23 protein-coding genes and 1 pseudogene are annotated in these 21,490 nt (G+C 63.0%); 15 read left to right on the forward strand and 9 right to left on the reverse strand.

Annotated features, from left to right (window positions below; genetic code table 11):
* The 3 genes from GTH22_RS20950 to hydA all read left to right on the forward strand — a co-directional run.
* Nucleotides 1-926 (forward strand): NAD(P)-dependent oxidoreductase (locus GTH22_RS20950; protein ID WP_252947697.1); only part of this gene is annotated, 926 nt, incomplete at its 5' end.
* Complete coding sequence (locus GTH22_RS20955) at nt 923-1,699, forward strand: SDR family NAD(P)-dependent oxidoreductase (RefSeq protein WP_252947698.1); 777 nt, start codon at nt 923-925, stop codon at nt 1,697-1,699. The genes GTH22_RS20950 and GTH22_RS20955, both read left to right, overlap by 4 nt.
* A 10-nt stretch (nt 1,700-1,709) precedes the next feature.
* Nucleotides 1,710-3,146: a dihydropyrimidinase gene (hydA, locus tag GTH22_RS20960; RefSeq protein ID WP_252947699.1), complete on the forward strand. Its 1,437-nt coding sequence runs from the start codon at nt 1,710-1,712 to the stop codon at nt 3,144-3,146.
* Between the two features lie 231 nt (nt 3,147-3,377).
* Here the strand turns inward: hydA and mobQ are convergent, their stop codons facing one another.
* The gene (mobQ, locus tag GTH22_RS20965; RefSeq protein WP_252947700.1) at nt 3,378-4,679 is read right to left on the reverse strand and encodes a MobQ family relaxase; all 1,302 of its coding nucleotides are present in this window, start codon (nt 4,677-4,679) and stop codon (nt 3,378-3,380) included.
* A gap of 292 nt (nt 4,680-4,971) precedes the next feature.
* Between mobQ and GTH22_RS20970 the strand changes: the two genes are divergently transcribed.
* Both GTH22_RS20970 and GTH22_RS20975 read left to right on the forward strand, forming a co-directional pair.
* Nucleotides 4,972-5,910 (forward strand): tyrosine-type recombinase/integrase, encoded by a 939-nt coding sequence (locus tag GTH22_RS20970; protein WP_252947701.1) that lies wholly within the window; start codon nt 4,972-4,974, stop codon nt 5,908-5,910.
* A gap of 233 nt (nt 5,911-6,143) precedes the next feature.
* Entirely contained in the window at nt 6,144-7,499 is a 1,356-nt protein-coding gene (locus tag GTH22_RS20975) for a hypothetical protein (protein WP_252947702.1), read from the forward strand.
* Nucleotides 7,500-7,516: 17 nt separating this feature from the next.
* On the opposite strand, the gene GTH22_RS20980 is transcribed toward GTH22_RS20975, so the two are convergent.
* Both GTH22_RS20980 and GTH22_RS20985 read right to left on the reverse strand, forming a co-directional pair.
* Entirely contained in the window at nt 7,517-8,212 is a 696-nt protein-coding gene (locus tag GTH22_RS20980; RefSeq protein ID WP_252947703.1) for a hypothetical protein, read from the reverse strand.
* On the reverse strand, nt 8,209-9,807 hold the full coding sequence (locus GTH22_RS20985) for an adenylosuccinate synthetase (protein WP_252947704.1): 1,599 nt from the start codon (nt 9,805-9,807) through the stop codon (nt 8,209-8,211). Before GTH22_RS20985 ends, GTH22_RS20980 begins: the two co-directional genes overlap by 4 nt.
* A 112-nt stretch (nt 9,808-9,919) precedes the next feature.
* On the opposite strand from GTH22_RS20985, the gene GTH22_RS20990 reads away from it, so the two are divergent.
* The 3 genes and pseudogenes from GTH22_RS20990 to GTH22_RS21000 all read left to right on the forward strand — a co-directional run bounded on the left by GTH22_RS20990 (nt 9,920) and on the right by GTH22_RS21000 (nt 11,853).
* Nucleotides 9,920-10,480, forward strand: coding sequence for a hypothetical protein (locus GTH22_RS20990; RefSeq protein ID WP_252947705.1), 561 nt, complete (start codon nt 9,920-9,922; stop codon nt 10,478-10,480).
* 74 nt (nt 10,481-10,554) lie between these two features.
* Nucleotides 10,555-10,779: pseudogene (locus GTH22_RS20995) on the forward strand (transposase); the annotation flags it as partial.
* A 261-nt stretch (nt 10,780-11,040) separates the two neighbouring features.
* Complete coding sequence (locus GTH22_RS21000; protein ID WP_252947706.1) at nt 11,041-11,853, forward strand: phosphoribosyltransferase; 813 nt, start codon at nt 11,041-11,043, stop codon at nt 11,851-11,853.
* Nucleotides 11,854-12,097: 244 nt separating this feature from the next.
* Here GTH22_RS21000 and GTH22_RS21005 read toward each other — a convergent pair whose 3' ends face one another.
* The 3 genes from GTH22_RS21005 to GTH22_RS21015 are packed head-to-tail and all read right to left on the reverse strand — an operon-like array spanning nt 12,098 to nt 13,861.
* Nucleotides 12,098-12,886: an ImmA/IrrE family metallo-endopeptidase gene (locus GTH22_RS21005; RefSeq protein WP_252947707.1), complete on the reverse strand. Its 789-nt coding sequence runs from the start codon at nt 12,884-12,886 to the stop codon at nt 12,098-12,100.
* Nucleotides 12,883-13,296 (reverse strand): hypothetical protein, encoded by a 414-nt coding sequence (locus tag GTH22_RS21010; RefSeq protein ID WP_252947708.1) that lies wholly within the window; start codon nt 13,294-13,296, stop codon nt 12,883-12,885. The genes GTH22_RS21005 and GTH22_RS21010 overlap by 4 nt, the downstream gene beginning before the upstream one ends.
* On the reverse strand, nt 13,283-13,861 hold the full coding sequence (locus GTH22_RS21015) for a hypothetical protein (protein WP_252947709.1): 579 nt from the start codon (nt 13,859-13,861) through the stop codon (nt 13,283-13,285). The genes GTH22_RS21010 and GTH22_RS21015 overlap by 14 nt, the downstream gene beginning before the upstream one ends.
* A 175-nt stretch (nt 13,862-14,036) precedes the next feature.
* On the opposite strand from GTH22_RS21015, the gene GTH22_RS21020 reads away from it, so the two are divergent.
* The 7 genes from GTH22_RS21020 (at nt 14,037) to GTH22_RS21050 (ending at nt 19,453) form a co-directional block, all read left to right on the forward strand.
* A complete protein-coding gene (locus GTH22_RS21020; protein ID WP_252947710.1) occupies nt 14,037-14,576 on the forward strand; it encodes a multiubiquitin domain-containing protein in 540 nt (179 codons plus the stop codon).
* Nucleotides 14,573-14,953: an E2/UBC family protein gene (locus tag GTH22_RS21025; RefSeq protein ID WP_252947711.1), complete on the forward strand. Its 381-nt coding sequence runs from the start codon at nt 14,573-14,575 to the stop codon at nt 14,951-14,953. Before GTH22_RS21020 ends, GTH22_RS21025 begins: the two co-directional genes overlap by 4 nt.
* On the forward strand, nt 14,950-16,359 hold the full coding sequence (locus GTH22_RS21030; protein WP_252947712.1) for a ThiF family adenylyltransferase: 1,410 nt from the start codon (nt 14,950-14,952) through the stop codon (nt 16,357-16,359). Before GTH22_RS21025 ends, GTH22_RS21030 begins: the two co-directional genes overlap by 4 nt.
* Before the next feature lie 8 nt (nt 16,360-16,367).
* Entirely contained in the window at nt 16,368-16,724 is a 357-nt protein-coding gene (locus GTH22_RS21035) for a DUF6527 family protein (protein WP_252947713.1), read from the forward strand.
* Nucleotides 16,725-16,890: 166 nt separating this feature from the next.
* Complete coding sequence (locus tag GTH22_RS21040; RefSeq protein WP_256471813.1) at nt 16,891-17,493, forward strand: helix-turn-helix domain-containing protein; 603 nt, start codon at nt 16,891-16,893, stop codon at nt 17,491-17,493.
* A gap of 483 nt (nt 17,494-17,976) precedes the next feature.
* Complete coding sequence (locus GTH22_RS21045; protein ID WP_252947715.1) at nt 17,977-18,594, forward strand: AbiEi antitoxin N-terminal domain-containing protein; 618 nt, start codon at nt 17,977-17,979, stop codon at nt 18,592-18,594.
* Complete coding sequence (locus GTH22_RS21050) at nt 18,587-19,453, forward strand: nucleotidyl transferase AbiEii/AbiGii toxin family protein (RefSeq protein ID WP_252947716.1); 867 nt, start codon at nt 18,587-18,589, stop codon at nt 19,451-19,453. The genes GTH22_RS21045 and GTH22_RS21050 overlap by 8 nt, the downstream gene beginning before the upstream one ends.
* A 36-nt stretch (nt 19,454-19,489) precedes the next feature.
* Here the strand turns inward: GTH22_RS21050 and GTH22_RS21055 are convergent, their stop codons facing one another.
* From GTH22_RS21055 to GTH22_RS21065, 3 genes are all read right to left on the reverse strand, one after another.
* Nucleotides 19,490-20,092 carry an SMC-Scp complex subunit ScpB gene (locus GTH22_RS21055; protein ID WP_252947717.1) on the reverse strand — a complete coding sequence of 201 codons (603 nt, stop codon included), beginning with the start codon at nt 20,090-20,092 and terminating at the stop codon, nt 19,490-19,492.
* Nucleotides 20,093-20,094: 2 nt separating this feature from the next.
* Nucleotides 20,095-20,985, reverse strand: coding sequence for a DUF1403 family protein (locus GTH22_RS21060; RefSeq protein ID WP_252947718.1), 891 nt, complete (start codon nt 20,983-20,985; stop codon nt 20,095-20,097).
* A 203-nt stretch (nt 20,986-21,188) separates the two neighbouring features.
* Nucleotides 21,189-21,482, reverse strand: coding sequence for a CcdB family protein (locus GTH22_RS21065; protein ID WP_252947719.1), 294 nt, complete (start codon nt 21,480-21,482; stop codon nt 21,189-21,191).
* Between the last annotated feature and the right edge of the window lie 8 nt (nt 21,483-21,490).

Raw genomic sequence — 21,490 nt, forward strand, 5'->3', positions numbered from 1 at the left:
CTGCCATGGCAGGAAAAACCGTTCTGGTCACCGGCGCCCTCGGCCTCATCGGCAATGCCGTGCGCCAGCGTCTGGAAGCACGCGGCGACAGGGTGATCGCGATAGACCGGGTTGCGGGCAGGATCGACGGCTACGATGTGCGCGAGTGCGACGTGACAGACATTCACGGCCTCTACGCCCTCGCCCGCGCTTACACCTTTACCCACATCGTGCATTGCGGTGCCTTCTCCGGGCCGATGGTTGCCGCCGACCATCCGATCCAGATGGTCCAGGTTAATATCGTCGGCGTCGCCAACATCGCCGAACTGGCCCGCAACATGGGCGGGGCGCGGGTGGTTTTCGCCTCGACTGCAACCGCCTATGGAACGACACCGCCGGGTCCGGTTCCAGAAGACACGATCCTCCGGCCCGACAGTGTCTACGGCGCGTCGAAAGCCTCGGCGGAACACTTGCTCGACGCTTATCGGCTGCAATTCGGGGTCGACACGGTGAGCCTGCGCATTGGCTGGGTCTACGGCCCGCGCCGCCGCACCGCTTGCGTGATCCGGACGATGCTCGAAGAAACCCTCGCAGGCCGACCCTACGCTTTACCCTACGGACGGGAGTTTCCCCGCCAGTTCGTGCACATCGACGATGTGGCCCGCGCGATGTTGCTCGCGCTCGATACGCCAAGGCTGCCACGCCAGAGCTATAACATCACCGGCGGCCGCCAGCATACGATTGGCGAGGTGGCCGAGCTCGTAATGCAAGTGGTCCCCGGCGCCGGGATCACCGTGGCCCCTGGCGATGATCCCGGCGACATGCACCAGGCCTTGTTCGACATATCCGCCGCCGAGCGCGACCTTGGCTACCGCCCGCAGATACCCCTGGCCGACGGGATCGGCGGCTACTTCGACTGGCTCAAGGCAGAAAGAGGCGCATCATGATAAAAGCCCCCGACCTTCCCTTTTCCCTCGCAGGGCGCAAGGCGCTCGTGACAGGCGGTAGCCGTGGTATCGGCGCGGCCATCGCCACGCTCTTCGCAGAAGCCAGCGCCGACGTGGCCATCTGCCACCACGGGGACGACGAGCATGCCAGCGCACTGGCGGCGGCCCTCGCCGAACGCGGGCAAACCCTGCATGCGCGCGAATGCGACGTGGCGCAGGAGGCCGAGGTGACGGCCCTCGCCGACTGGGCGGCCGAGACGCTCGGCAACATCGATATCCTCGTGAACTGCGCCGGTATCGGCGGGCGCGACAAGCCTATCGGCGACGTCTCGGTCGAAGAGTGGGACAGGATGATTGGCGTCAACCTGCGCGGGGTTTTCCTCGTTAGCCGGACGTTCTTTCCAGGCATGGTCAATCGAGGCTACGGCCGGATCGTCAACATCGCCTCTCAGCTTGCCTACAAAGGTGCGCCGGGCCTGACGGCCTATGTCGCGGCCAAGTCCGGCGTGGTCGGCTTCACGCGCGCGCTCTCCTACGAGGGCGCCCCCCACAACGTGATGGTCAACGGCATCGCACCCGGCCCTGTCGAAACCCCGCTCCTGTTCGCCCACAGCGAGGCGTGGCTCGACATGAAGAAGGGCCAGCTTCCGCTCGGCCGCTTCGGCCAGCCCGACGAGATCGCGCCAACGGCCCTGCTGCTCGCCTCTGAGACCGGCGGAGCTTTTTACTGCGGACAAACCCTGTCGCCCAATGGCGGCGATGTCATGATTTAAGGAGATCGTTATGAGCAATCTGGATTTGGTGATCCGCGGCGGTGAAGTTGTTACCGCCTCCGACCGCGCGCATGCGGACGTGGCTGTGCGGAATGGAAAGATCGTCGCTGTGGGGATCGACCTGCCGCGCGGGAAAGAGGAGATCGATGCGACCGGCCTCCTTGTGATGCCCGGTGGCATCGACAGCCACGTGCATCTCGACCAGCCGTCCGGCGATGGCGCGATAATGGCCGACGGGTTCGAGACCGGCACGCGCTCGGCCATCGTCGGTGGAAACACCACCGTCATTCCCTTTGCACTCCAGGCGCGCGGCAGCTCGCTGCGCGATGCGGTGGCCGAGTATCACGCCAAGGCCGACGGGCAGTCCTATTGCGACTACGGCTTTCACATGATCCTGACCGATCCGACGCCCTCGGTGCTGGGCCAGGAACTGCCCGCGCTGGTGGCCAAGGGCTACACGTCGGTCAAGGTCTTCATGACCTATGACGACATGGTGCTGAACGATCGTGAACTGCTCGAGGTGTTCGACGCGGCCGGAGAGTGTGGCGCACTCGTCATGGTGCACTGCGAGGGCTACGACGCCATCCGCTACATGACCGAGAAGCTGGAGAAAGCGGACAAGATCGCGCCCTACTACCACGCCGTCTCCCGCCCGGAGTCGGTGGAGCGCGAAGCCGCCCATCGGGCCATCAGCCATGCCGAACTAACCGGCGTACCGATCATGATCGTGCATGTCTCCGGGCGCGAGGCCATGGAGCAGATTCGCTGGGCCCGCAACCGGGGACTGAAGATCATGGGCGAGACCTGCACCCAGTACATTTCGCTCACCGCCGATGACCTCAAGGGGCTTAATATGGACGACTCGGGCAGCAAGTATGTCTGTTCTCCTCCCCCCCGCGATCCCGAAAGCTGGGCAGCGATCTGGAGTGGCATCCAGACCGGCGTGTTCCAGACCTTCTCCTCAGATCATTGCCCGTTCTACTTCGAGGGAGAGTACGGCAAGACGAGCCCGAAGGCGCGCACCGGGTTCCGCTGGGTGCCGAACGGCATTCCCGGTGTGGCCGTGCGCATGCCGCTACTTTGGTCGGAAGGGGTAGAGAAAGGCCGGATTTCCGCGAATGAGTTCGTGGCTCTCACCTCGAGCAACCACGCCCGCATCTACGGCCTCGGCAACAAGGGCTCAATCGCGCCGGGCTATGATGCCGACATCACGCTCTGGGATCATAAGCGCAAGGTAACCATCACGCAGTCGCTCATGGAACACGGGTCGGATTATACCCCGTGGGAGGGCGTGGAGGTGACCGGTTGGCCCGCCATGACGATTCTGCGGGGACGGGTGGTGATGCGCGATGGTGAGGTTCTGGAGACGAAGGCGATGGGCGCCTTCCTCCCGCGAGAGCTCTCCAGTGAAGCCCGTCGCATGCATGGAGGCCCCGTCGCCGCCTGACATGGCAGGCGTCCCGCACCTCTGGTGTTACTGAACCCGAACCTACGAACTGACGGCGCACAGTCGCTTCCGCATGAACAACGTGGCGCTCATGCGGTCCCTGGCCGTTCAGGATATTCGATGGCAGTGGTGCGGCCCGCAGCGCGCGAGCGCGAGGACCCGGTGCCGTCGAATGGGGTTGCCCGAGGGGGGAGGGCCGCGCCCTCCCCCTTCTCTTTTGGATCAAGCGGGTCAGTGACTGAGGCCCGGATCACGGTCGATGTCCCGATCAATCTCGCGATCCTTCTCGACCTCCTGATCCTTTTCCTGCTCCGGCTCGTCCTCGATCTCCAGCTTCTCGCGCGGCTTGTTCAGCACGTCCTTTAGGCGCTCGTTCACTGATGGTTTGCGTTCCTCGGGGCCAGCCTCCTGGCCAAGCTCAGGATCGCTATGACCATCCAGCTTGTGAACCGCTGCTTGCCCGTCGCGCCCGGCATCCTTCTCCATGATCTCCTTCAACCGCTTCTGCGCATATGTTAGGCGTTCAGGCTTCGGCGTGTCGTCCTGGTCTTCTGACCGCCCGACGACCCGCGCCAGACGTTCTTTCATATCCTCCGGTCCGGCCCGTGCGCCGCGCTCCTTCGCCGCCGCCGCCCTGAGCGCAGCCAGACCGGCCGAGACACGCCCCTGCCCCGCGTCCCGCTCGGCCCCGTAGGCCTCCCGCGCGATGTCCAGCCGCGCGCGCAGCTCGCGGAACGCGGCACGGGCCTGACGCGCAGCATGGACGACAGCGCCACGTTCGGTGACCGGGACATATTCCCGGCCCTGGCGCTCGGCCATCGCCTTCGCCCGACGCTCCATGGAATTGGCCGCTGGCCCCAGCTTCAGCTCCGGGTCACGGTCCAGCTCCTCGGCCGACAGCGTGTCACCCCGCTTCAGCGCTGCCTCTCGCTGCGCTTCGAGCGACCGGTGATCGACGCGCTCGACCTCCCCTGCCCGCTCCAGGGCGCGGTTCTGTAGATCGGCCCAGAATCCGCGCATCTGCTCGATCTCGACGCTGCCGGTCTTCGCGGAATCGAGCACGCGCGTCTTGGCGGTGAACCCCTCCGGTTCCAGCTTGCGGGTGGAGGTCAGAACGTGCGCATGGTGGTTGCGCTGATCGCCCTCGCGGTGCGGCGCGTGGATCGCCACATCGACGGCCACGCCGTAGCGGCTGACCAGCTCCTGCGCGAAGTCGCGGGTGATCTGCGAGCGGTCCTCGGCGCTGATCTCGGACGGGAGCGCCAGCTCCCATTCGCGGGCGGTGACAGAGTTGCGGCGGGTCTCGGAAGCCTCGACCTCGTTCCAGAGGCGGGAGCGGTCCGTGGCCCAATCCGGGGCATCCTTCGGGGTCAGGATGAAGGTCTCCTCGATGCCCTGCTTGCGGGTGTAATCGTGGATACGGCCTTCACGCTGGCACTCGATGCGCTCCCCGACACGGTAGGCGGCGGCCGCCGTGGCGGAGCGCCCGGCGCTGCGTTTGATCGTCTTCACGGAGAGGTGGTAGCTGGCCATCCACCTATCCTCGTCCGTGACGCAGACGATCCCGACGCGCGCCGCTGCTGACCCCGGCCCATGCCCCGCCATAGACCACCGGGTCAGCCGTCTTTTCAGCGGTCGAGCTTCTGGGTCAATTCGGGCAAATCTCGACACCGCAGGTGGCGGCTTTGCATAAGTGCGCCCTTAGGGGCGCCGAGATTCTGGGACAGCGATAGGGCGCCCCATCATCGTTACCGCCGAAGCGGTTGATTTTGGAGCGCTGAACCGCCTGTGTTGAACTGGCTGAACCCCAACATTGGAGTTCAGCATGCCCCACCTCGATCACAGAGCCTTCGTCAACGACTGCCGCGATGAGCGCGGTGTCGGACATCACACGCTTCGGGCCTATGCCCAAGATCTGCGAACGTTTGCCCGCTTCACCGAGGCCCACCGTCTCAGCGACCCGCTGTCGAAAGACGACATCCTCGCCTACCACCGCCACCTGCGCGACGCGTTGGGTGCCAAGCCGGCGACCATCGAGCGGCGACTCGTGACCCTCAAGTCATACTTCGCCTGGCGCGAAGATCGGAACAGCGCCCTGCCCTCCCCATTTGCCGATGTCCGTATCTCCGTACGGATCCCGCGCCGCCTGCCGCGCCCCATCGACCGAGACACCCTCAGAGCAGTTCTCCACGAGGGTGAAGACACATTCGCTGTGCGGTCAAAATCGGGCGCAGACGACGCTATTGCAGCCTCGCAAAACGATGTCACGATCCTGATCATCAAGCTGCTCATCGTGACCGGCCTCCGGATCAGCGAGCTGACCAATGTAAAGGTCCGCGACGTCTCGCATGACGGAAGCCAAATTCTCGTGAATGGCAAGGGAAACAGGGAGCGCATCGTCTTCGTGCCGAACCACAAGTTACAGGAAGAGCTCAGGCACTTCCTCGAGGCTCGCTATGCGCAGAGTGGTTCTTCCGCACCTTTGTTTCTGAACACGGGAGGTCGCCGGCTCCGCTCGGCCACGTTCCGCAAGCGGCTGCGGGCGCTATCCAGGCGCCTCGGGATCGAGCCGCACCTGACCCCACACCGGTTCCGGCACTCAGCCGCAACGCTGCTGATCGAGGAAGGTATCGATATCCGGATGGTCCAGGCCTTGCTCGGGCACGCCAGCCTCAGGACCACCGAGATCTATGTGAGGGTTTCGAACCATGCGCTACGACGAGCGTTGGAGCGAGCGGATATTCTGGATGTCCTCAGAAACTAGGGGCGGAGAACCGACTATTGCTCCGCTTCAATCAAACGACCGGAATGGGGCCGATCGGAAGCAAAAGAAGACGTTGACGGAGCACGGTTTCCGACGCACCTGAGCGAGACTATCCGGATGTTTGCGACGTTGCCGACGAACCTCTGGTCAGCAATATGCCGCGCGATCTAAGAAAACGGTCGTTGCTTCACCGGTGACAATACGCAAAGGGGGAACTGATGCATCACAAAGACATGATTCTCGATCAGTTGGCCACGCGAGGCAACGTCGCTCAGTTTGTGGGGTTCCGCCCAGACGGCGGCGAGCCCAAGCAGAGCTACTCCCGCATTCGCGGACACGAGCCGAACGAACGGTTCCTCAGTACACTCGAGGCACTGGAGACCCTGCTCGCCTCGAGCGCCGATAGAATGATAAACATCCGCAGCTACCTGCCCAGCGATCCTCGTAGCCGAGAGTTCGTATACGGCCTGACCGACGCCAGCGAGGCGCTGGCGACACTACTCCGACTGACGGGTGAGGGACTGCATACAATCGCTAACGAGACCGTCGACATCTCCGACGGAGGTGTCTCCGGCGTTTTACAAGGGAGGATCCTCGAGTTCGCTCCCGACGACACACCCCGCTGCGTGGAGAAGCCGGGAGTTGCCTCTATGTCCTTCGAACTCGGGATGAGCCTGCTCGAGGCGGTCTACGGGTTCCGGCCGGACATCGAGGCCGTCGCGGGCGAGAGAACCGAATTCAGCATCCACCCGCGTCCTCGCGGGTGGAAAGGAAGTCACACTTTGTTGTGGGAGCATGAGAACGCTCCGGATCAGGAAGTAAGTGCTGAACCGCGCTGGCCCAACCGCTTCAGTCGGCACATCGGGGACAAGGCGTTCGGGCTGCTCGTCGCTTCGCTCACCGGCGCGCCCGTCCCTGAAACGCTCGTGATCTCGAGGAAGGTCGCGCCGTTCCGCTTCGGGAAGCCCACCGGCGACTGCGAGATATGGACGCGGACCTGCCCCACCGAGCAGCAGCCCGGCCTTTTCACGACTGTGAAGGGCTGGACCGATCCCTACGCCCTCCTCGCGCTCGAGGATCCCGACGGTGATCGCATAGCCTCGGTGATCGTACAGAGCGCCATCCGTGCGGCCCACTCGGGAGCCGCGATCACATCGGCCGGCGGCGACATCGTAATTGAAGGCGTAAACGGAGAGGGAGACCGATTCATGCTCGGCGAGAGGGCTGGCGGATCGCTTCCTGAAGCCGTGCTGCGGGACGTGAAGGCGCTGAACCGAAGGCTGCGGAGTGCGCTTGGACCGGTTAGGTTCGAATGGGTACACGACGGTGCCCGCGCCTGGTGCGTGCAACTTCACGTGGGCACAAGCGTCAGCGACGGAGATGTCCTCGTCCCGGGAGACGTACTCGACTGGACGGAGTTCGACGCCAGCAACGGGCTCTCAGCCTTGCGTGAACTGATTGCTCGCATGGGCGACGGTCAGGGCATTTTGGTGAAGGGCGACGTAGGACTCACAAGCCACGTCGCAGATCTTCTGCGAAAGGCAGGGATCGCATCCAGGATTTCGCGAAAGGCTGCGTTCACCCGGTGACCGCTTGCGCTCGCGCCTTATGGATGATCCGCTTCCGTAGCTTCCGGCGAGCGCCAGAGCTCTTCGAGAATCTCGCCGGCCCGCATGCGGTGCACGCCCAAAACATAGTCGGCGATGTTCGGAACCGAGTGGTCCACGAGTAGTTCGACGACATTATTCGACGGCTTCCTCTTTGCTTTCTCCCGCTCATCGAAAGGGAAGTCCGGGATGCGTTTGAAAGTGTCAGGACCCCGTGGCTGCGGGACGTACAGCGTCGCGCCACTATTCAGGGGGCTCAACCAAATGTCGTTCTCGTGCGCTGCGACCAGCGATGCCGTTCTTAGCGTGATGACGGTCTGCGGCTCGTTCCTGTACGCGCGCGCTTTGGTCAGACCGCGTACGCGTTCCGCCGCGAGCCAGAAGAACGTCCGTCCGTTCAGCAGACGGTACCAATCCGCCGGCGTCATGTCACCCTGCAGGCACTTGAGGAGAGCCTTGTCCGTCATGGGTTTCTGATCACGGACGACCGCGCCAGGAAGACCGGGCGCGGCCAGAGCCTGGTTGGCGGGCCGACGAGTTCCGAGCAGCCGATCACGGTCTGCCGCATCAACGCCATAGGTTTCGACGAGCGCCTGAGCGCTCATAAGGCCATGGTCCCGGATCGCCGGCCAGGCGCCATCGTGCGCCATGTGCCAGAGGCGCGGGTAGGTTTCAACAAGCTGCTCGGTCCTCACGACCAGTCACCGCGCTCAAGCACACCATCCTTCGCGAACGCCTTCGAGACAAGCGTCACGGGAACGCCGGAGACGCGCTCAATCTTACGAATGAACTCTTGGGTCTCGGTCGTGAGCGTGCCGAAGGAGGTAGCGTCGCGGTTGGCGATGTCGATGTAGTCGGCGAAGGTGAGGGCTATGCAGGTGGCTCCGTTAAGTTCCGCCTCGCGGCGCAGTCGACCCCAGTCGAACTCTGCAATCCGGCGTTCACGGTTGGACACGGTTCCACGCTCAGTTCGAGCGATCTCGTCGACGGGCACTCCGCTGCGCTCCGAGACCGTAGCGAAGTCGATCACACGACCCATTGGTCCCGAAGTGCCCCCGACACGAATGGGATAGGTGCGAAGGACCATAATCACTTCGCGGACCGCGCCAGGAGCAATTCCGGCATCAGAGATACAACCGGAACTGGTGGTCTCGCGGGAAGTTACGTAAGGGTAGCGACCGTGGTGGATGGAAAGCTCCGTGCCTTGGGTGCCCTCAAGCAATACCGATTTGCCCTCTCGGAGTAGCCGATCGACCACCGTGCGCGCCGGGCGCACGAACTGCGCGAGTTGTCCAACGTCCCGCGCAAGCTTCACCGATGGGCCGAACAGGGGCTTGCCTCGGTTCAGAATTTTCCGCGCCGCGGCAGCGCCCACCCCTTGTTTAGTGGACGCAATCGCGTCCAGGGCATCGCCTTCACCTCGGCCCTCTTCGATCCGGCGATCTTCATCGTCAATCACCATCACCTGCGGATCGATCGTAAGCCGATTGGCCGTCAGCTTGTGATCCATGATCTCAAGCATGAGCTGTGGCAGCGAAATCGTGGACCCGGCGGCGAGAATGATCTGCGCCTCCTCGTTCGACATCGAACCCGACGGCAGCTGCACATACTTGTAGATGGGATCTGCAACGCGATGACCCGCATTGGGACCGCCGATGCGCACCAGGCCATCGTATCGCGAGGCGATTTTCGCGCAGACGTTGCCCTTGCCCTCACTGCCGTACTGCGCGCCCACGATCACGTCGACGGCAGGACGGGTTTCCTGAAGCCTTCCCACAAACGCCATGGTCGCTACAGCTAGATCATACGGATCCGTGTCCTCAGTGTCGAACACGAGGTCGGCGATTTCGGCGAGAGTACCCACCTGCTGCTCGGTTCCATGCGCCGCGGCCTCCGCATAGGTCGCGTATTCACGCGTAGCGGTGGGGCGGGAAACGTAGCGCTTCTCCAGCACGTCCGGCGATGCCTCGAGATGAACGTGAACCACCTTTCCGGGAAAGTGCTCGCGCAATCCTTCCACCTGCGGGGCGATCCGGGCGGAGTCGAGAAGAAGCAGCTCTGTGCCTGCCGTGTCAGCTCCGACCACGGCATCGACAACCCAGAGGCCCCCGGTCTCCTCGTCCAGCGCGCTTCCGGCGGCTTGAAGTTCGGCGCGACCCTCGCCGCAGCCCTTGCGTTCGCGAATGTATGACCGGGTGCTCACCGGGCGCGCGCCATACGTGGCGAGTGCCTCGGCGAAACGGGTTTTGCCCGAGCCAATTGGCCCCGACATCACGAACAATATTTCCATGCGAAGCTGCTCCCTGTTACCCTCTGCTTAGTCCCCATCTACGCGACGAACGACCGGTTGCGGTCCAACCTTATTTCTGGCAAGCGCATCGCAAAAGGACAATCCACTGACGATGAACATCTTCGCCCCGAACCTTGCGATCCACCATGCTAAGGGTCCGACTATCATGCTGGCCAGTGGGAGGCGCTTCGACCTGCTCGACCCGTCGTCGAGCACATTTGGCATAGACGACATTGCCCACGGGCTCGCTAACGTCTGCCGATACGCCGGCCAGTGCCGCGGGTTCTATTCCGTGGCCGAACACTCCCTTCTGGTCAGCCAGACGGTGAGCCGATACGCCTTTGAGGCGCTCCTCCACGACTCAGCTGAAGCGTTCATCGGCGACATCACCAGACCGCTCAAGAAGCTGCTTCCCGACTACCGCGAAATCGAGGAGCGGATCGAGGACGCGGTGGCCGAGCGCTTCGGTCTAGACCGTGCGGCCAAGGCGACGATCAAAGAGGCTGACCTGCGTGTCCTCGCGGCCGAGCAACAGCAAGTCATGGCACTGGGCTGCGCAGACTGGTCGAGCGAGGCGGGAATTCTACCGGCACCGGTCACTGTGCGCGGTCTTTCCCCGAACGATGCAAGAGCCGCCTTTCTGCGACGCTACGAGGAGCTCCGCCCTATATGAAGACGGGATAGGGGACGGTGAATAGCCCCGTGTATCGTGGACGCCTTCTTCGCGAACTTTGAGGCAAGGAGGCCATGATGAGCAGCAAGAAGCTCAGCGATGAGTTCTAGCGGGACGCGGTCGCGCGGATCACCAAGCGGGGCAGCCCGGTCAGGGAAGTGTCGGAGCGCTTAGGGGTCAGCGCGTATTCGCTCTATGCCCGGAAGAAGAAGTTCGCAAAGGCGTCATCGGGAGAGGCGGAGAAGGACGCCGAGATCCGGCGTCTGAAGAAGGAACAGGCGCGGGTCTCGGGCCCGAGGGCGACGACATCGCTGCGGTGCTGCAGGAGTTCTACCCGGACGTGCCGGTGGCCTAGGCCCTGCTAGGCCAGCGAAAGGCGTTCATTCAGGCGCTGATTTCGGGCCAGGCAATCACCGAGTTCGACCGGCCGAGTTCGAAGGCAGTCACAGAGATCAAGGCGCTGTTTCGGGAGGTCTGGAGCAGGCTGTGAATCCAGGCATTCATAGCTACCGCTATATCATTTATCGAGAAGTCGCTGAGGAACAGAAAGTCATAGTTACGTGGGAATTGTAGTTACCGAGAGGACCGAAGAAGGCGAAGATACCGTTCTCGATGTCAGCATCGACCTGAGGCACAATGACGGGGTGGATATGTCCCTATCCGGGAATCCGACCGTAATGGCTGTCGACGACCTGCAGGTCTTTTCTCTTTTTCGGAGACGCCGACTCTCAACCACCGAAGCGGATGGGAACCCCCTGATCTATGCCCTCAAGGACCTGAAGGGATATGCGATTGATGAAGCTGGCAAGGGACTCATGTGGGAGACGGCTGGCGAAATCTTCCGAGCTTGGACATGTCCGTGGAAGCCAACCCGCATCGCCGCCATCCCTTCCAGGCATTCTGTGAGCGTCGACCTGGCCTCCAGGATCGCAGCCTTTCTGGAGGTGGAACACGTCCCGGTGCCCTTGGTCCACAAGAGAACCGTCGCTGAGGTTCTGGAGGAAGCCGAGCCCCTGAAGGACAGCAGTGCCGTGCCAGAGAGCGACCTAAAGGCCTTCAAGAGCCAGCTCGGCCGCCTCTCGACAGCGCCGCCGGGGAAGACCTTCCAGATGAAGGAGATCGATGTGCGTGTCAGGCAATACTTCCATCCATGGCGGGTGTCTGAGGAGGCCAAGGACTTCATCGGCCACGATCTTCTTCTGGTCGACGATCTCATCGGGAGTGGTGCTTCGCTCTCGACTTGTGCCAAGTGCCTGGTTGAGAACGGGCACTCTGTAGTCGGCGGGATGAGCTTGTTCAGCCCTCTTGACCGGGAACTTGCCAAGAAGCCGAAAGGAGCGCGCCGCAAGAGGCGCAGAGGTCGAAAACCTTGACTTGAAGTGGCCCTTTTGCTAACTACCTGTCAATCACAGACCGCACATACGCCCTGCGGTCTCTAAAGATAAAGCTTGGAGTGCTTTAGGGCACGTCAAGTGGGTCCGAGCCGCGCCGTTGAACGAGGCCTCCCGGTAAGCGGGGATATCGTTCTTCCCAGGGATCGGCGGGAAAAATACGGAAGCGGGGAGATGAGACAATCATCTCCCCGCTTTTGCGTTAGGGGGTTGGCAGCTGCCAACTTCATCGCGCCATCATGTATTCGCTCTTCAGGACCAGCAAGGTCATGACCTCATCGTCACCCACACGGAACGATTGCTCAGCAAGCTCATAGCGATCGGCGCCCTCTGTGTCGAACCAGGTGTCTGCGTCCATAAGAGACAGCGAGATGTCGTCCCGGGCTCCCTTGTGCAGGATATCGTGAGCGTTGCTCTGGGGGTCGAGTGTTCGACGCAGAAACCATCGCTCCCCGACGCTCTTCGATCTCTTGAACCAGTTGAGGCCGCCGCGGCTGTAGGAGGCCAGGAGACTCGGCTCGAAATCCAGATCCACCAAGCGATACGCCATGGCCGTCTTGCTGACAGAAAAGGTGTCCGAAAGAAGCCGGACGGTGCGCATGTCGAATTTCCTGAAGTCATTCAGTGCGCTCTTGAGCATGAACTCCGGCATCAACAGCTCTGAGGCGAACCGGTTGGCGCCCTTCTCACGGGATAATCCTCGTTCGCGCCCCTTGCTACCCCCGATATCCTCTTTGGCACAAAACAGATGTTCTCCCCTGTGCCATTCCCAGTGCCCCAGTTCGTGTGCGAGGGAGAACCTCTGGCGCCGTAGATTTCCATGCGCGTCATTCACGGCGATTATCGCGCGGCCGACGTCGGCTCGACCATGGATGCACGCCTCACATCCGTCCATTTCCCGGTAGTCGACCTTGGCACCTTGAAGCCAGGCAATGGCTTCAAGGTTGATGTCTTCCGGTCGCTTCAGGCGCAAGGCCTGGAGGATCTCCTCAGCACGACGCGGAGAATGGGTCATTCGTCTTCGCCCTTTTTGTCGGGCCAAGCGTCATCGTCGAACAGGTCTTCCAGGTCCTTCTCGATGCCTTTTCTGTCTCTCTCGGACAGCTTCTTTCCATGGCGCGCGGCCACGGTGTCCGGCATGAAGCTGTCGGGGCGGCTCCCTGGCCTACGCTGGGGCATGGAAACAACATTCTGTTCGCGCGTCGCACGATCCTTCTCAGCCGCAGCCTTGGCTTCCTTCATTGCCATTTCGGCGACCTCGTCTTTCGCGGTCTCCAGCCAAGCCCTCATGCGATCACCGAAAGCAGCAATGTCCTCTCCGGCCTCATCAGCCTCTTTCCGAACATCCTCGTCGGAACCATTCGTGATAGCTTCGTCGATTTCCTCCGCCAGGCGATCTTGAAAAGTCTTCTTATCCTTCGCCATCGAGCATCTCTTTCATTTCCGGGTGGGCGTTGCGTGTCCTTTTGACCCGCTGCACCACCGTGTTGTATTCCCTTTCATTCCAGTCGAGGTCCGTCATGATCTCGGACTTCGATTGCCCTTCCTCCAGAGCCAGGAGGTATAGCTGTGCATCGTCATCACCCTCGAAGAGCGCCATGAAGCGGGCCATGAACTCTTTCTCGAAGAGCTGCCCTTCCTGGTTGCACGACGAGGCGATGTCCTTCGCGGCCTCCATGTCCTTGTCGGTGTTCTTGCGAAACCCGATCCGGGGGCGCTCCGATGCAATGCTCCTCATCACACCGGAGAGAAAGTCGATAAGAGCAACGCCTTTGGGCCATTGGCGCGTCCCGGTGATCTCGCTCTTCATCACCCTCATGACGGCCTCTTGAAGGACCTCCTCCTCGTCGCCGGCCCGGTTGTTCCGGATGCACCAGTTCCGCGCCTTCTGAAGGAGCTTCCTGAGTGCGACATCATCGCGGAAGAGAAGGTCCAGTTCGTCAGTGAACTCCTTGAGAGTATGGAACTCCTGGGGTGTGTCTTTCGCCATGCCAATCGCCGTATTCGCTGCTCTTCAAATGTATATGCGCACGCAGCGAGCTACCGCGGTCAAGAAAATCCGAAAAAAAATGTGAAGGCTGCGAACGCGAACCCTCTTGTGCCGCGCATGCACCTTTGAAGGCGCCTGCTGCGGGCGTCGAGCAGGCAATAAGAGGATCACTGCCATGACTACCGAACCGATCGAAATCGAAGATCTCCTGGCCGCCCTGAAGGCCGGCCGCAAGCCCCGCGACCACGGTCCCTACAAGGTCCAGGTCGGCGACCACGACCTCCAGTTCACCGACGCCGTCATCGACGATCCGACGCCCACCGGCCGCCAGATCATCGAGGGGGCCGGCTTCCGCAAGGCCGAGGAACACCTCGTGTTCCAGTCGCTGCGCAATGGTGAACTCGAGGAACTTCGCCTCGAGGAAACCACGGACCTGCGCCCCGGCCAGGTCGAGCGCTTCCTGGTGTTCCCGAGCGCGGAATCCTTCCGCTTCGACATCGATGGCAAGCGCCTCGAGTGGGGCCACAAGGTCATCAGCGGGCGCGTGCTCAAGAAGCTGGCCGGGGTCGATCCCGCCAAGTTCGCCGTCTGGCAGGTGATCCCCGGCAAGGATGACATCCTGGTCGGCGACACCGATCTGATCTGCCTCGCGGATGCTGGCCTGGAGCACTTCTTCACCGGCGTGCCACAGACCACGGAAGGGGGTGCGGCATGAGCCTCCTCCCCCGTCAGGATCGCCGCTACCTCGAGGGTCGCGGCATCACCGTTCGCGAGGTCATCGAAGGCGGAAAGAAGGGCGTGATCCTCACCGGGATCACGCTGCCGGAAGGCAAGTATCAGGTCGCCCGGGCGGATATCCTGATCCTGCTGCCGCCCTCTTATCCCGAGGTCGCCCCCGACATGTTCTACGCCGTGCCGCATCTGAAGCTCCTTGCCGGCCAGCGTGAGCCCCGCTGCACGCAGGCACGCCAGGCCTTTGATGGCCAGAACTGGCAGCGCTGGTCTCGCCATAACAACCAGTGGCGTCCCGGCACGGATGGCATCTGGACCATGCTGAAGCGGGTCGAAGAGGCCCTGGAGGTGGCGGCATGAAGCGCAGCGACATCACCCTCCACGCCCGTCATCGCGACAAGCTGCAGGCGCTGCTCGCGCACCCCCGTGGGCACGAGGGCGCCGCCTACATGTTGCTCGGCAAAAGCGAGATCGCGCAGGACCCCTGGGACCTCGAGCCGCGGACCCGTTACACCTCCTACGAGGTCATCGCGATCCCGCAGGAGGACCGCGTCGATGCCAGCGACAAGCACGTCACCTGGAATACCAACTCCTTCGCCCAGCTCTGTCGCCGGGCCAAGGAGGAAGGCTTGGTGCCGGCGATCGTTCATAGTCACCCGGGAGGCTTCGACGGTTTCTCGGACCAGGACGATCGCAACGAGCGCGACCTCTTCACCATGGCCCGGAACCGTAACGGCGAGGGGACGCGCCTGGTGAGCGTCGTGCAGGTCGGTGACAGCCTCTACCGGGCACGGATCTGGGAAGACGACATGACACCCCTGCCCTGTCACCGCGTGACCGTCATCGGCACTCGGCTCGAGATCCAGTCGACCGACGTACCGACCCCGTCGGAAGCCTTGGCCCGGCAGGCACTGGCCTTCGGGCCGGAGGTCAACGGCCTCCTCAAGCAGCTCTCCGTTGCCGTGGTCGGCTGCGGCGGCACCGGCAGCCCGGTGGTCCAGCTCCTCGCCCGCCTCGGCGTGGGGCGCATCGTGGTCATCGACGATGACGTGGTCGAGCATTCCAACCTGAACCGCCTGTATGGCGCGACCCGGAAGGATGCTGACAACGCGGTGCCCAAGGTCGACGTCATGGCGCGCGAGGTGACGATGATGGGCCTCGACGTCGACATCCGGTCGATGAACGGCTGGGTGGATGCGCCGCATATCCGTGACGCGCTGAAATCCTGCGACGTCATCTTCGGATGCACGGACGATCACGCCGGGCGCCTCTACCTGAACCGCGTGGCGCACTTCTACCTGATCCCGGTCATCGATGTCGGGCTGGTCCTCATGCCCCGTGACGATGGTGAGCCCGGCCTCCTCGAGATGGCCGCGCGGGTCAGCGTGCTGTTTCCCACGTCGGCGTGCCACGGCTGCCGCGGCACAGTCGATCGCGTCAGGGCTCGCGAGGAGGACCTCCAGCGATCGGACCCCGCCGAATATGAACGGCAGAAGACCGAGGCCTATGTTCGCGGCGCTGGTAATCCCGCGCCGGCCGTCGTGACCTTCACCTCCGAGGCCGCCACCATGGCAGTGAACGAACTTCTTGCCGGTCTCGTCGACTTCCGCGGCGGCGGCGGATGGACATGGCAACGCTATCGCAAGCTCGACAAAGGCTTCGAGCGTTCGCAGGCGGCGCAGCCCCGGTCCGACTGCCCGGTCTGCGGCAGCGAGGAATACTGGGGCCTCGGCGACATCGAGCCGTTCCTGGATCGCATCGGGTGAGCGGGATGATGATCGACATTCTGCGGAAGAGCCTCGAGCTCTTCCGCCTCATTCCACGAAGTGACCTGCTTGCCAGGGTAACACCCACACACCCGACGCCGGATCAGATCGTGCCGGGGGAGATGACCATCGTGCGCGATGGCGTCGACAAATGGGCCTGCTTCCACTGCCCCGGTGGGTGCGGCGAAACCATCAAGCTGTCCCTCAGCAAGAACCGGAGACCCAGGTGGACGGCCATGTCAGACTGGCTGAGGCGCCCCACCATCTCGCCGTCGGTCCGCCAGACGAACGAATGCCGGTGTCACTTCTGGATCCGGCAGGGGCGGATTGACTGGTGCAAGGACAGCGGCCCGGGGTCGGGATGACCGCCAGCGTTCGGGTTGCGTTCGGGGACGCCCAAGGAGCCGGCGTGCCATGCTATTCCTGTCAGCAACATGGAGTGATCTGATGGAGACGATGGAACGAGACGCCGAGTATATCGCGAGCCAGTGCAAGTATATCCGCAAGATGTTCTCTCTAACCTAGGAGAACCTGGCGGACGCCTCCGGGTTGACGGTCCGCACGATCCAGAAGGTGGAAAGCGGTCGGCACGTGCCCGAGGTGCAGACGTTGCGAAGCCTTGCGCGCGGCCTCGGATTCGACATCACGGTCTTCTCCAAGCCGACACCCGAGCAGGAGAAGCGCCAGCAGGAGGAAATGGAGCGCGCCCTGAAAAAGACGGTGCTCGTGCCCACGTTCCCCATCAGGAAGCCCAACGATTTCTATTCCCGTAACCGCGAATGGCACGGGCTCCTGATCAACGCGGGCGCGGTGGAGGCAGGCGATGCCCTCGAACTGACTGCCGCGATCTCGGACTGGATGACCGATCTTGACGGGATCTGGGATATGAGCAGCGCCGGCCAGAGGCTCGAGTATTCGGCAGCGATCTCCGCGCTGTGCCTCGAGCTGGAAGGCCTCGGGTATCTCACGCACTTCGGTCACTTTCGGCAGCAGCATATGCACGACAAGGGGATGATCTTGGATATCGGGATGATCACCTTTCTCCCGAAGGCCGGCCACGACGGCGACCGCTACGGCATCGTCACCCTGGAAGACCCGTGGGAGGTTCCGGAACGGGATCGCCCCAAGATGTGACTTGTCCGCGACCGGCCTTCTATCTGACCGAGAGCATCATCCGCGCACCTTTCGCAGGGCCTGGCCGTATCGGCCGGGCCCCTACTTTTCTGAGCTGACCGTCATGAGACGACAGGCGAGCTGACGGTCACCCCATCGAGCCGCGAAGGCCTCGCTCGTCGAGAACCAGCCGCCATCGTCGCCTTGGCCGTGGTTGGCCCTCATGCAGGAACACTGGCACTCATGGCCGATGGCGTTCATGCAGGCCGGAGCGCAGATCTCCTGCTCCTGATGGGGTTGATGACATTGATCAGGCCCCAGCGGTGAAGACAGCGGTTAACGAGGTCATTGAACGATGCCTTGGGAATCTCCCGGTATCCCACTGCTGTTTGCTCATCAACTCCGTCATCGAAGGTGTTCGTCTGGCGGCGATCTTGGCACTTAAAAGGAAGTCGTGTTAGAAAACCTCGGACGGCATGCGAAATTGTCCGAGGTTATCCATCAATGCCACGCGAACTGACACAGAGGCAGCGCCTCCTCGAACACCTGAAAACCCATGCGCCGGCGCGCGCACGGGAGCTCGAGGATGCCGGTGTCTCAGCGGCAGCGATCTCTCGCGCGGTGCGGTCCGGAGAGATCCTCCGGCTTGGCCGGGGGCTTTACGGCCTGCCCGACAGCGCCCCCGATACGCATGAAAACCTGATCGAAATCGCCAAGCGCGCACCGAAAGCCGTCATCTGCCTCACATCGGCACTGGCGTTCCACGACCTCACCGATCAACTGCCGCGCCGTGTCTGGATCGCCATCGGCGCCAAGGATTGGGAGCCGAAGATCACATACCCGAAGGTCCGAACTGTCCGGTTTCGTGAACCCTATTTCTCCGGCGGCGTCGAGGAGCACCAGCTGGGCGAGGCGACAATAAGGATGTACACGATATCGAAGACGCTCGCCGACGCATTCCGGAACCAGCGCCTCGTCGATCGATCGGTCGCCATCGAGGCGCTCAAGGCGGCGATTGAACAACGGAAGGCGACTCCTTCAGCCATTGTCGAGGCAGCGAAGAATTACGGGGCTTGGAACCAAATGCGTCCCTACCTCGAGGCAGTGATGTCGAATGGCTGACAATCCCAGGAACATCGCTGCGTCGGTGCGTCAGAGACTGCTGAACCTCGCACGCGCGGAGGGACAGGCCTTCGACGTGGTGTTGGTCGCATTCGGACTGGAACGGCTCATCTACCGCCTGTCGGTGTCGGCACACCGCGATCGGTTCGTTCTGAAGGGCGGCATGCTCGTGACTCTCTGGACCAAGGACAGGGGCCGGTTTACCCGAGACATCGACTTCCTGTCGTTCGGCGCCGAGGACGAGGCAACCCTGAAAAAGACCATCGCGGAGATTCTCTCAATCGACGCAGATGACGGGCTGATCTTTGACGACGCCAGTCTTACCGCGGCCCCGATCAGGGAAGATCAGGTCTACGGCGGCTTGCGCCTGAAGACGACCGCGTATCTCGAGAAAACGCGGATCCCGATCACGATCGATGTCGGATTCGGAGACGCACTTGGAAACCCCGACTACATGCTCGACTACGGTTCTCTGCTCGACTTTCCCTCGGCATCGGCCCGCGCCTACTCCCCAGAGACGGTCATTGCGGAGAAGTTCCAGGCGGTCGTCGCGCTCGGTGTCATCAATGGTCGGATGAAGGACTACTACGACCTATGGGCGCTGCCAAAGGCCATCGATCTCGATCTGGAGGACTTGCTGGCCAGCATCGAGAAGACCTTTGAGCGTCGTAAGACGGAAGTCCCGAAAGAGCGACCGCCAGGTATTTCCCAGGAGTTCGCCACCGACCCAACAAAGTCCGCACAGTGGCACGCCTATTCCGAGGCCACCGAGATCGAAGGCATGAGCCTTGCGCAGGTCGTCGATGACATATGGACCACGCTTGAACCAATCTGCGCGCGCGCCGGCACCGCGAAATAGTGGAGGCCGCCGTCGGTTTCTGTTCACACCACAGGCTCATGTCCCAGTCTCGGACAACACGCCCGCATCTTCCAGCTGCTCCCGATCCGGCAGGTCTTGCAGCGACTCCAAATCGAAGGCGATCAGGAACTGATCCGTCGTCACGTAGGTATAGGGCGCCCCGCGCCGCGGCGACCGTGGGCCCGTGCCGATCAGGCCGCGAGCATGCAGCCGGCCGATCAGATCTCGGCTGATCTCCTTGCCGAAGATGTCCCTCAGCCCGTCCCGAGTGATCGGCTGATGATAGGCGATGGCGGCCAGGACCGCGATATCGTACTCGCGCAGGTCGAGGTCCTGCTCGCCCACATCCGCAGCCGCCCGGATCGCCGCCGCATAGACCGGCCGGGTGCGCAGCATCCAGCCGCCGGCAACCCGGGCCACCTCGAACGACCGTCCCTCGAGATCGGCGATAAGGTCTTCAATCAGGAGGTCGACCGAAGCGCCCTGCCCCACCACCCGGCCGAGGTCCTCGCGCGGCACCGGCGAGGCGCTGGCAAACAGCACCGCCTCAATCCGGCGAATCCATTCGCGCCACCGAAGCTCGGCCGGCAGGTTCTCCAGCTCGCGGTCCAGATCGGGTTCGGGGTTGTCCTTGGCCATCATCACACCCCGTAAAGCCGGAATGTGTCGCGCCCGGTCAGCTCGCGCACGGCGCCTAGCTCTACCAACCGGTCGCAGAACCGGCGCGCAGCGCGGTCGGACCGCAGCGAAGTCAGCGACGTGGGCGCGACGGCATCCTGCGTCAGGAACAACGCCACAGCCTCCTCGGCTCCCCTGGCCCGCAACTTTGGGGCCACGGCCTTCAGGCGCGCCGCGCGGCGGGCCAGGTCGGCCGCCTCCCGCGTTGACTCGAGCGCTGCCGTCCCAATTGCCCGATGACAGGCCAGTTGCAGGTCTGCGCTGCTCTTCCGCAGATCGGCACGGCTCAGACCGAGCGCCAGAAGCGGCAGGACATAAGACCATCCGAGCCCTTGCCCCAAAGCCGCATCAGCCAGGATCACTGCCGTGGCGAGATCCCGCGATCGATCCTCCAGAACCGCCTGCAGCGCGGCCGCGGCCCGCCGGACCGGCGCCCCCTGCCCCGCGTCCAGCCAGGCCGCGATCTGCTCCGCCTCAATCTCAGGCAAGGCCCGATGCAGCGCCTTGACAGACACCGGTCGCTCTACCGCGCGCCGCCAGCATTGGTAGACCTCGCCAGCGGGACCCGGATTGTCGCCGGGTTGCAGAAACGCCACCGCATCCCGCAGCTCTCTCGCCCGTTCCGGGCGTCCCGACTGCGCCACGCAAGCCTCCGCGGCCCGCAGCGACATCCGCGCCCGGAGCAAGCTCTGGGGCACGTCGTCCCGGCTCTGCACAAGATTGAGATGGGCCAGCGCCGCGCCGGACAAAAACGCCACATCCTCAAGGGTTTCGGCCCGCTTGGACATGACCCAGCCCGGTAGCTGCGGTAGGGTGTTCTGGTCGTCGGAGATCGTGGCGGGCTGGTATGTCATGCCACAAGCCTAATCTCTCGCGGCGCTTTCGTCCACAATATGCTGTGCAAACCGCCCCACCCTACCGGCGCCCGTAATGTCCAATAAGTTTGCATTATCGACCGTATAAAGATATGCAGGTCGCGATAGGACAAAATACCGAGAACTGGCGGTCAGGAACGTGTTTGGGCGTTGCTTGCAGGGAGTATGGCGAGGGTGGCGGGTCAGATGCCGTCGATCAGGATGTCGAGGGCGCGTTTCAGGGTGTCGTGGTGGTGAGCCAGGGATCCGACGGGCTCCTTGAGTTCGGCGCCGGGGATGGCGGCGAGTTCCTGTGTGCGGACGATCCATTGCGCCCCGTCGAGGGTGACGGTGGGGGTGAGGCCGGGGAAGGCGGCGTAGAGGCCGGCTTCTCGCAGGGGGGCGACGATGCGGGAGGCGTCGATGCCGATGAGATCCGTCTGCAGGTCCACGACCAGCTGGCCCCCGGTGAGGCGGTAGAGATCAAACTGCGCCATGCGGGCCG

Origin of the sequence: Oceanicola sp. 502str15 (assembly GCF_024105635.1) — a bacterium.
Classification (GTDB): Bacteria; Pseudomonadota; Alphaproteobacteria; order Rhodobacterales; family Rhodobacteraceae; genus Vannielia.

Bases quoted from the DNA above. Each gene is read 5' to 3' on its own strand.
- GTH22_RS21020 (WP_252947710.1), top strand. From the start codon at position 14,037: ATGACTACCGAACCGATCGAAATCGAAGATCTCCTGGCCGCCCTGAAG.
- GTH22_RS21035 (WP_252947713.1), top strand. From the start codon at position 16,368: ATGATCGACATTCTGCGGAAGAGCCTCGAGCTCTTCCGCCTCATTCCA.
- GTH22_RS20985 (WP_252947704.1), bottom strand. From the start codon at position 9,807: ATGGAAATATTGTTCGTGATGTCGGGGCCAATTGGCTCGGGCAAAACC.
- mobQ (WP_252947700.1), bottom strand. From the start codon at position 4,679: ATGGCCAGCTACCACCTCTCCGTGAAGACGATCAAACGCAGCGCCGGG.
- GTH22_RS21045 (WP_252947715.1), top strand. From the start codon at position 17,977: ATGCCACGCGAACTGACACAGAGGCAGCGCCTCCTCGAACACCTGAAA.
- GTH22_RS21010 (WP_252947708.1), bottom strand. From the start codon at position 13,296: ATGGCGAAGGATAAGAAGACTTTTCAAGATCGCCTGGCGGAGGAAATC.
- GTH22_RS20975 (WP_252947702.1), top strand. From the start codon at position 6,144: ATGATTCTCGATCAGTTGGCCACGCGAGGCAACGTCGCTCAGTTTGTG.
- GTH22_RS20990 (WP_252947705.1), top strand. From the start codon at position 9,920: ATGAACATCTTCGCCCCGAACCTTGCGATCCACCATGCTAAGGGTCCG.
- GTH22_RS21055 (WP_252947717.1), bottom strand. From the start codon at position 20,092: ATGGCCAAGGACAACCCCGAACCCGATCTGGACCGCGAGCTGGAGAAC.
- GTH22_RS20970 (WP_252947701.1), top strand. From the start codon at position 4,972: ATGCCCCACCTCGATCACAGAGCCTTCGTCAACGACTGCCGCGATGAG.
- GTH22_RS21065 (WP_252947719.1), bottom strand. From the start codon at position 21,482: ATGGCGCAGTTTGATCTCTACCGCCTCACCGGGGGCCAGCTGGTCGTG.
- hydA (WP_252947699.1), top strand. From the start codon at position 1,710: ATGAGCAATCTGGATTTGGTGATCCGCGGCGGTGAAGTTGTTACCGCC.
- GTH22_RS21005 (WP_252947707.1), bottom strand. From the start codon at position 12,886: ATGACCCATTCTCCGCGTCGTGCTGAGGAGATCCTCCAGGCCTTGCGC.
- GTH22_RS21050 (WP_252947716.1), top strand. From the start codon at position 18,587: ATGGCTGACAATCCCAGGAACATCGCTGCGTCGGTGCGTCAGAGACTG.
- GTH22_RS21060 (WP_252947718.1), bottom strand. From the start codon at position 20,985: ATGACATACCAGCCCGCCACGATCTCCGACGACCAGAACACCCTACCG.
- GTH22_RS20955 (WP_252947698.1), top strand. From the start codon at position 923: ATGATAAAAGCCCCCGACCTTCCCTTTTCCCTCGCAGGGCGCAAGGCG.
- GTH22_RS21030 (WP_252947712.1), top strand. From the start codon at position 14,950: ATGAAGCGCAGCGACATCACCCTCCACGCCCGTCATCGCGACAAGCTG.
- GTH22_RS21025 (WP_252947711.1), top strand. From the start codon at position 14,573: ATGAGCCTCCTCCCCCGTCAGGATCGCCGCTACCTCGAGGGTCGCGGC.
- GTH22_RS21015 (WP_252947709.1), bottom strand. From the start codon at position 13,861: ATGGCGAAAGACACACCCCAGGAGTTCCATACTCTCAAGGAGTTCACT.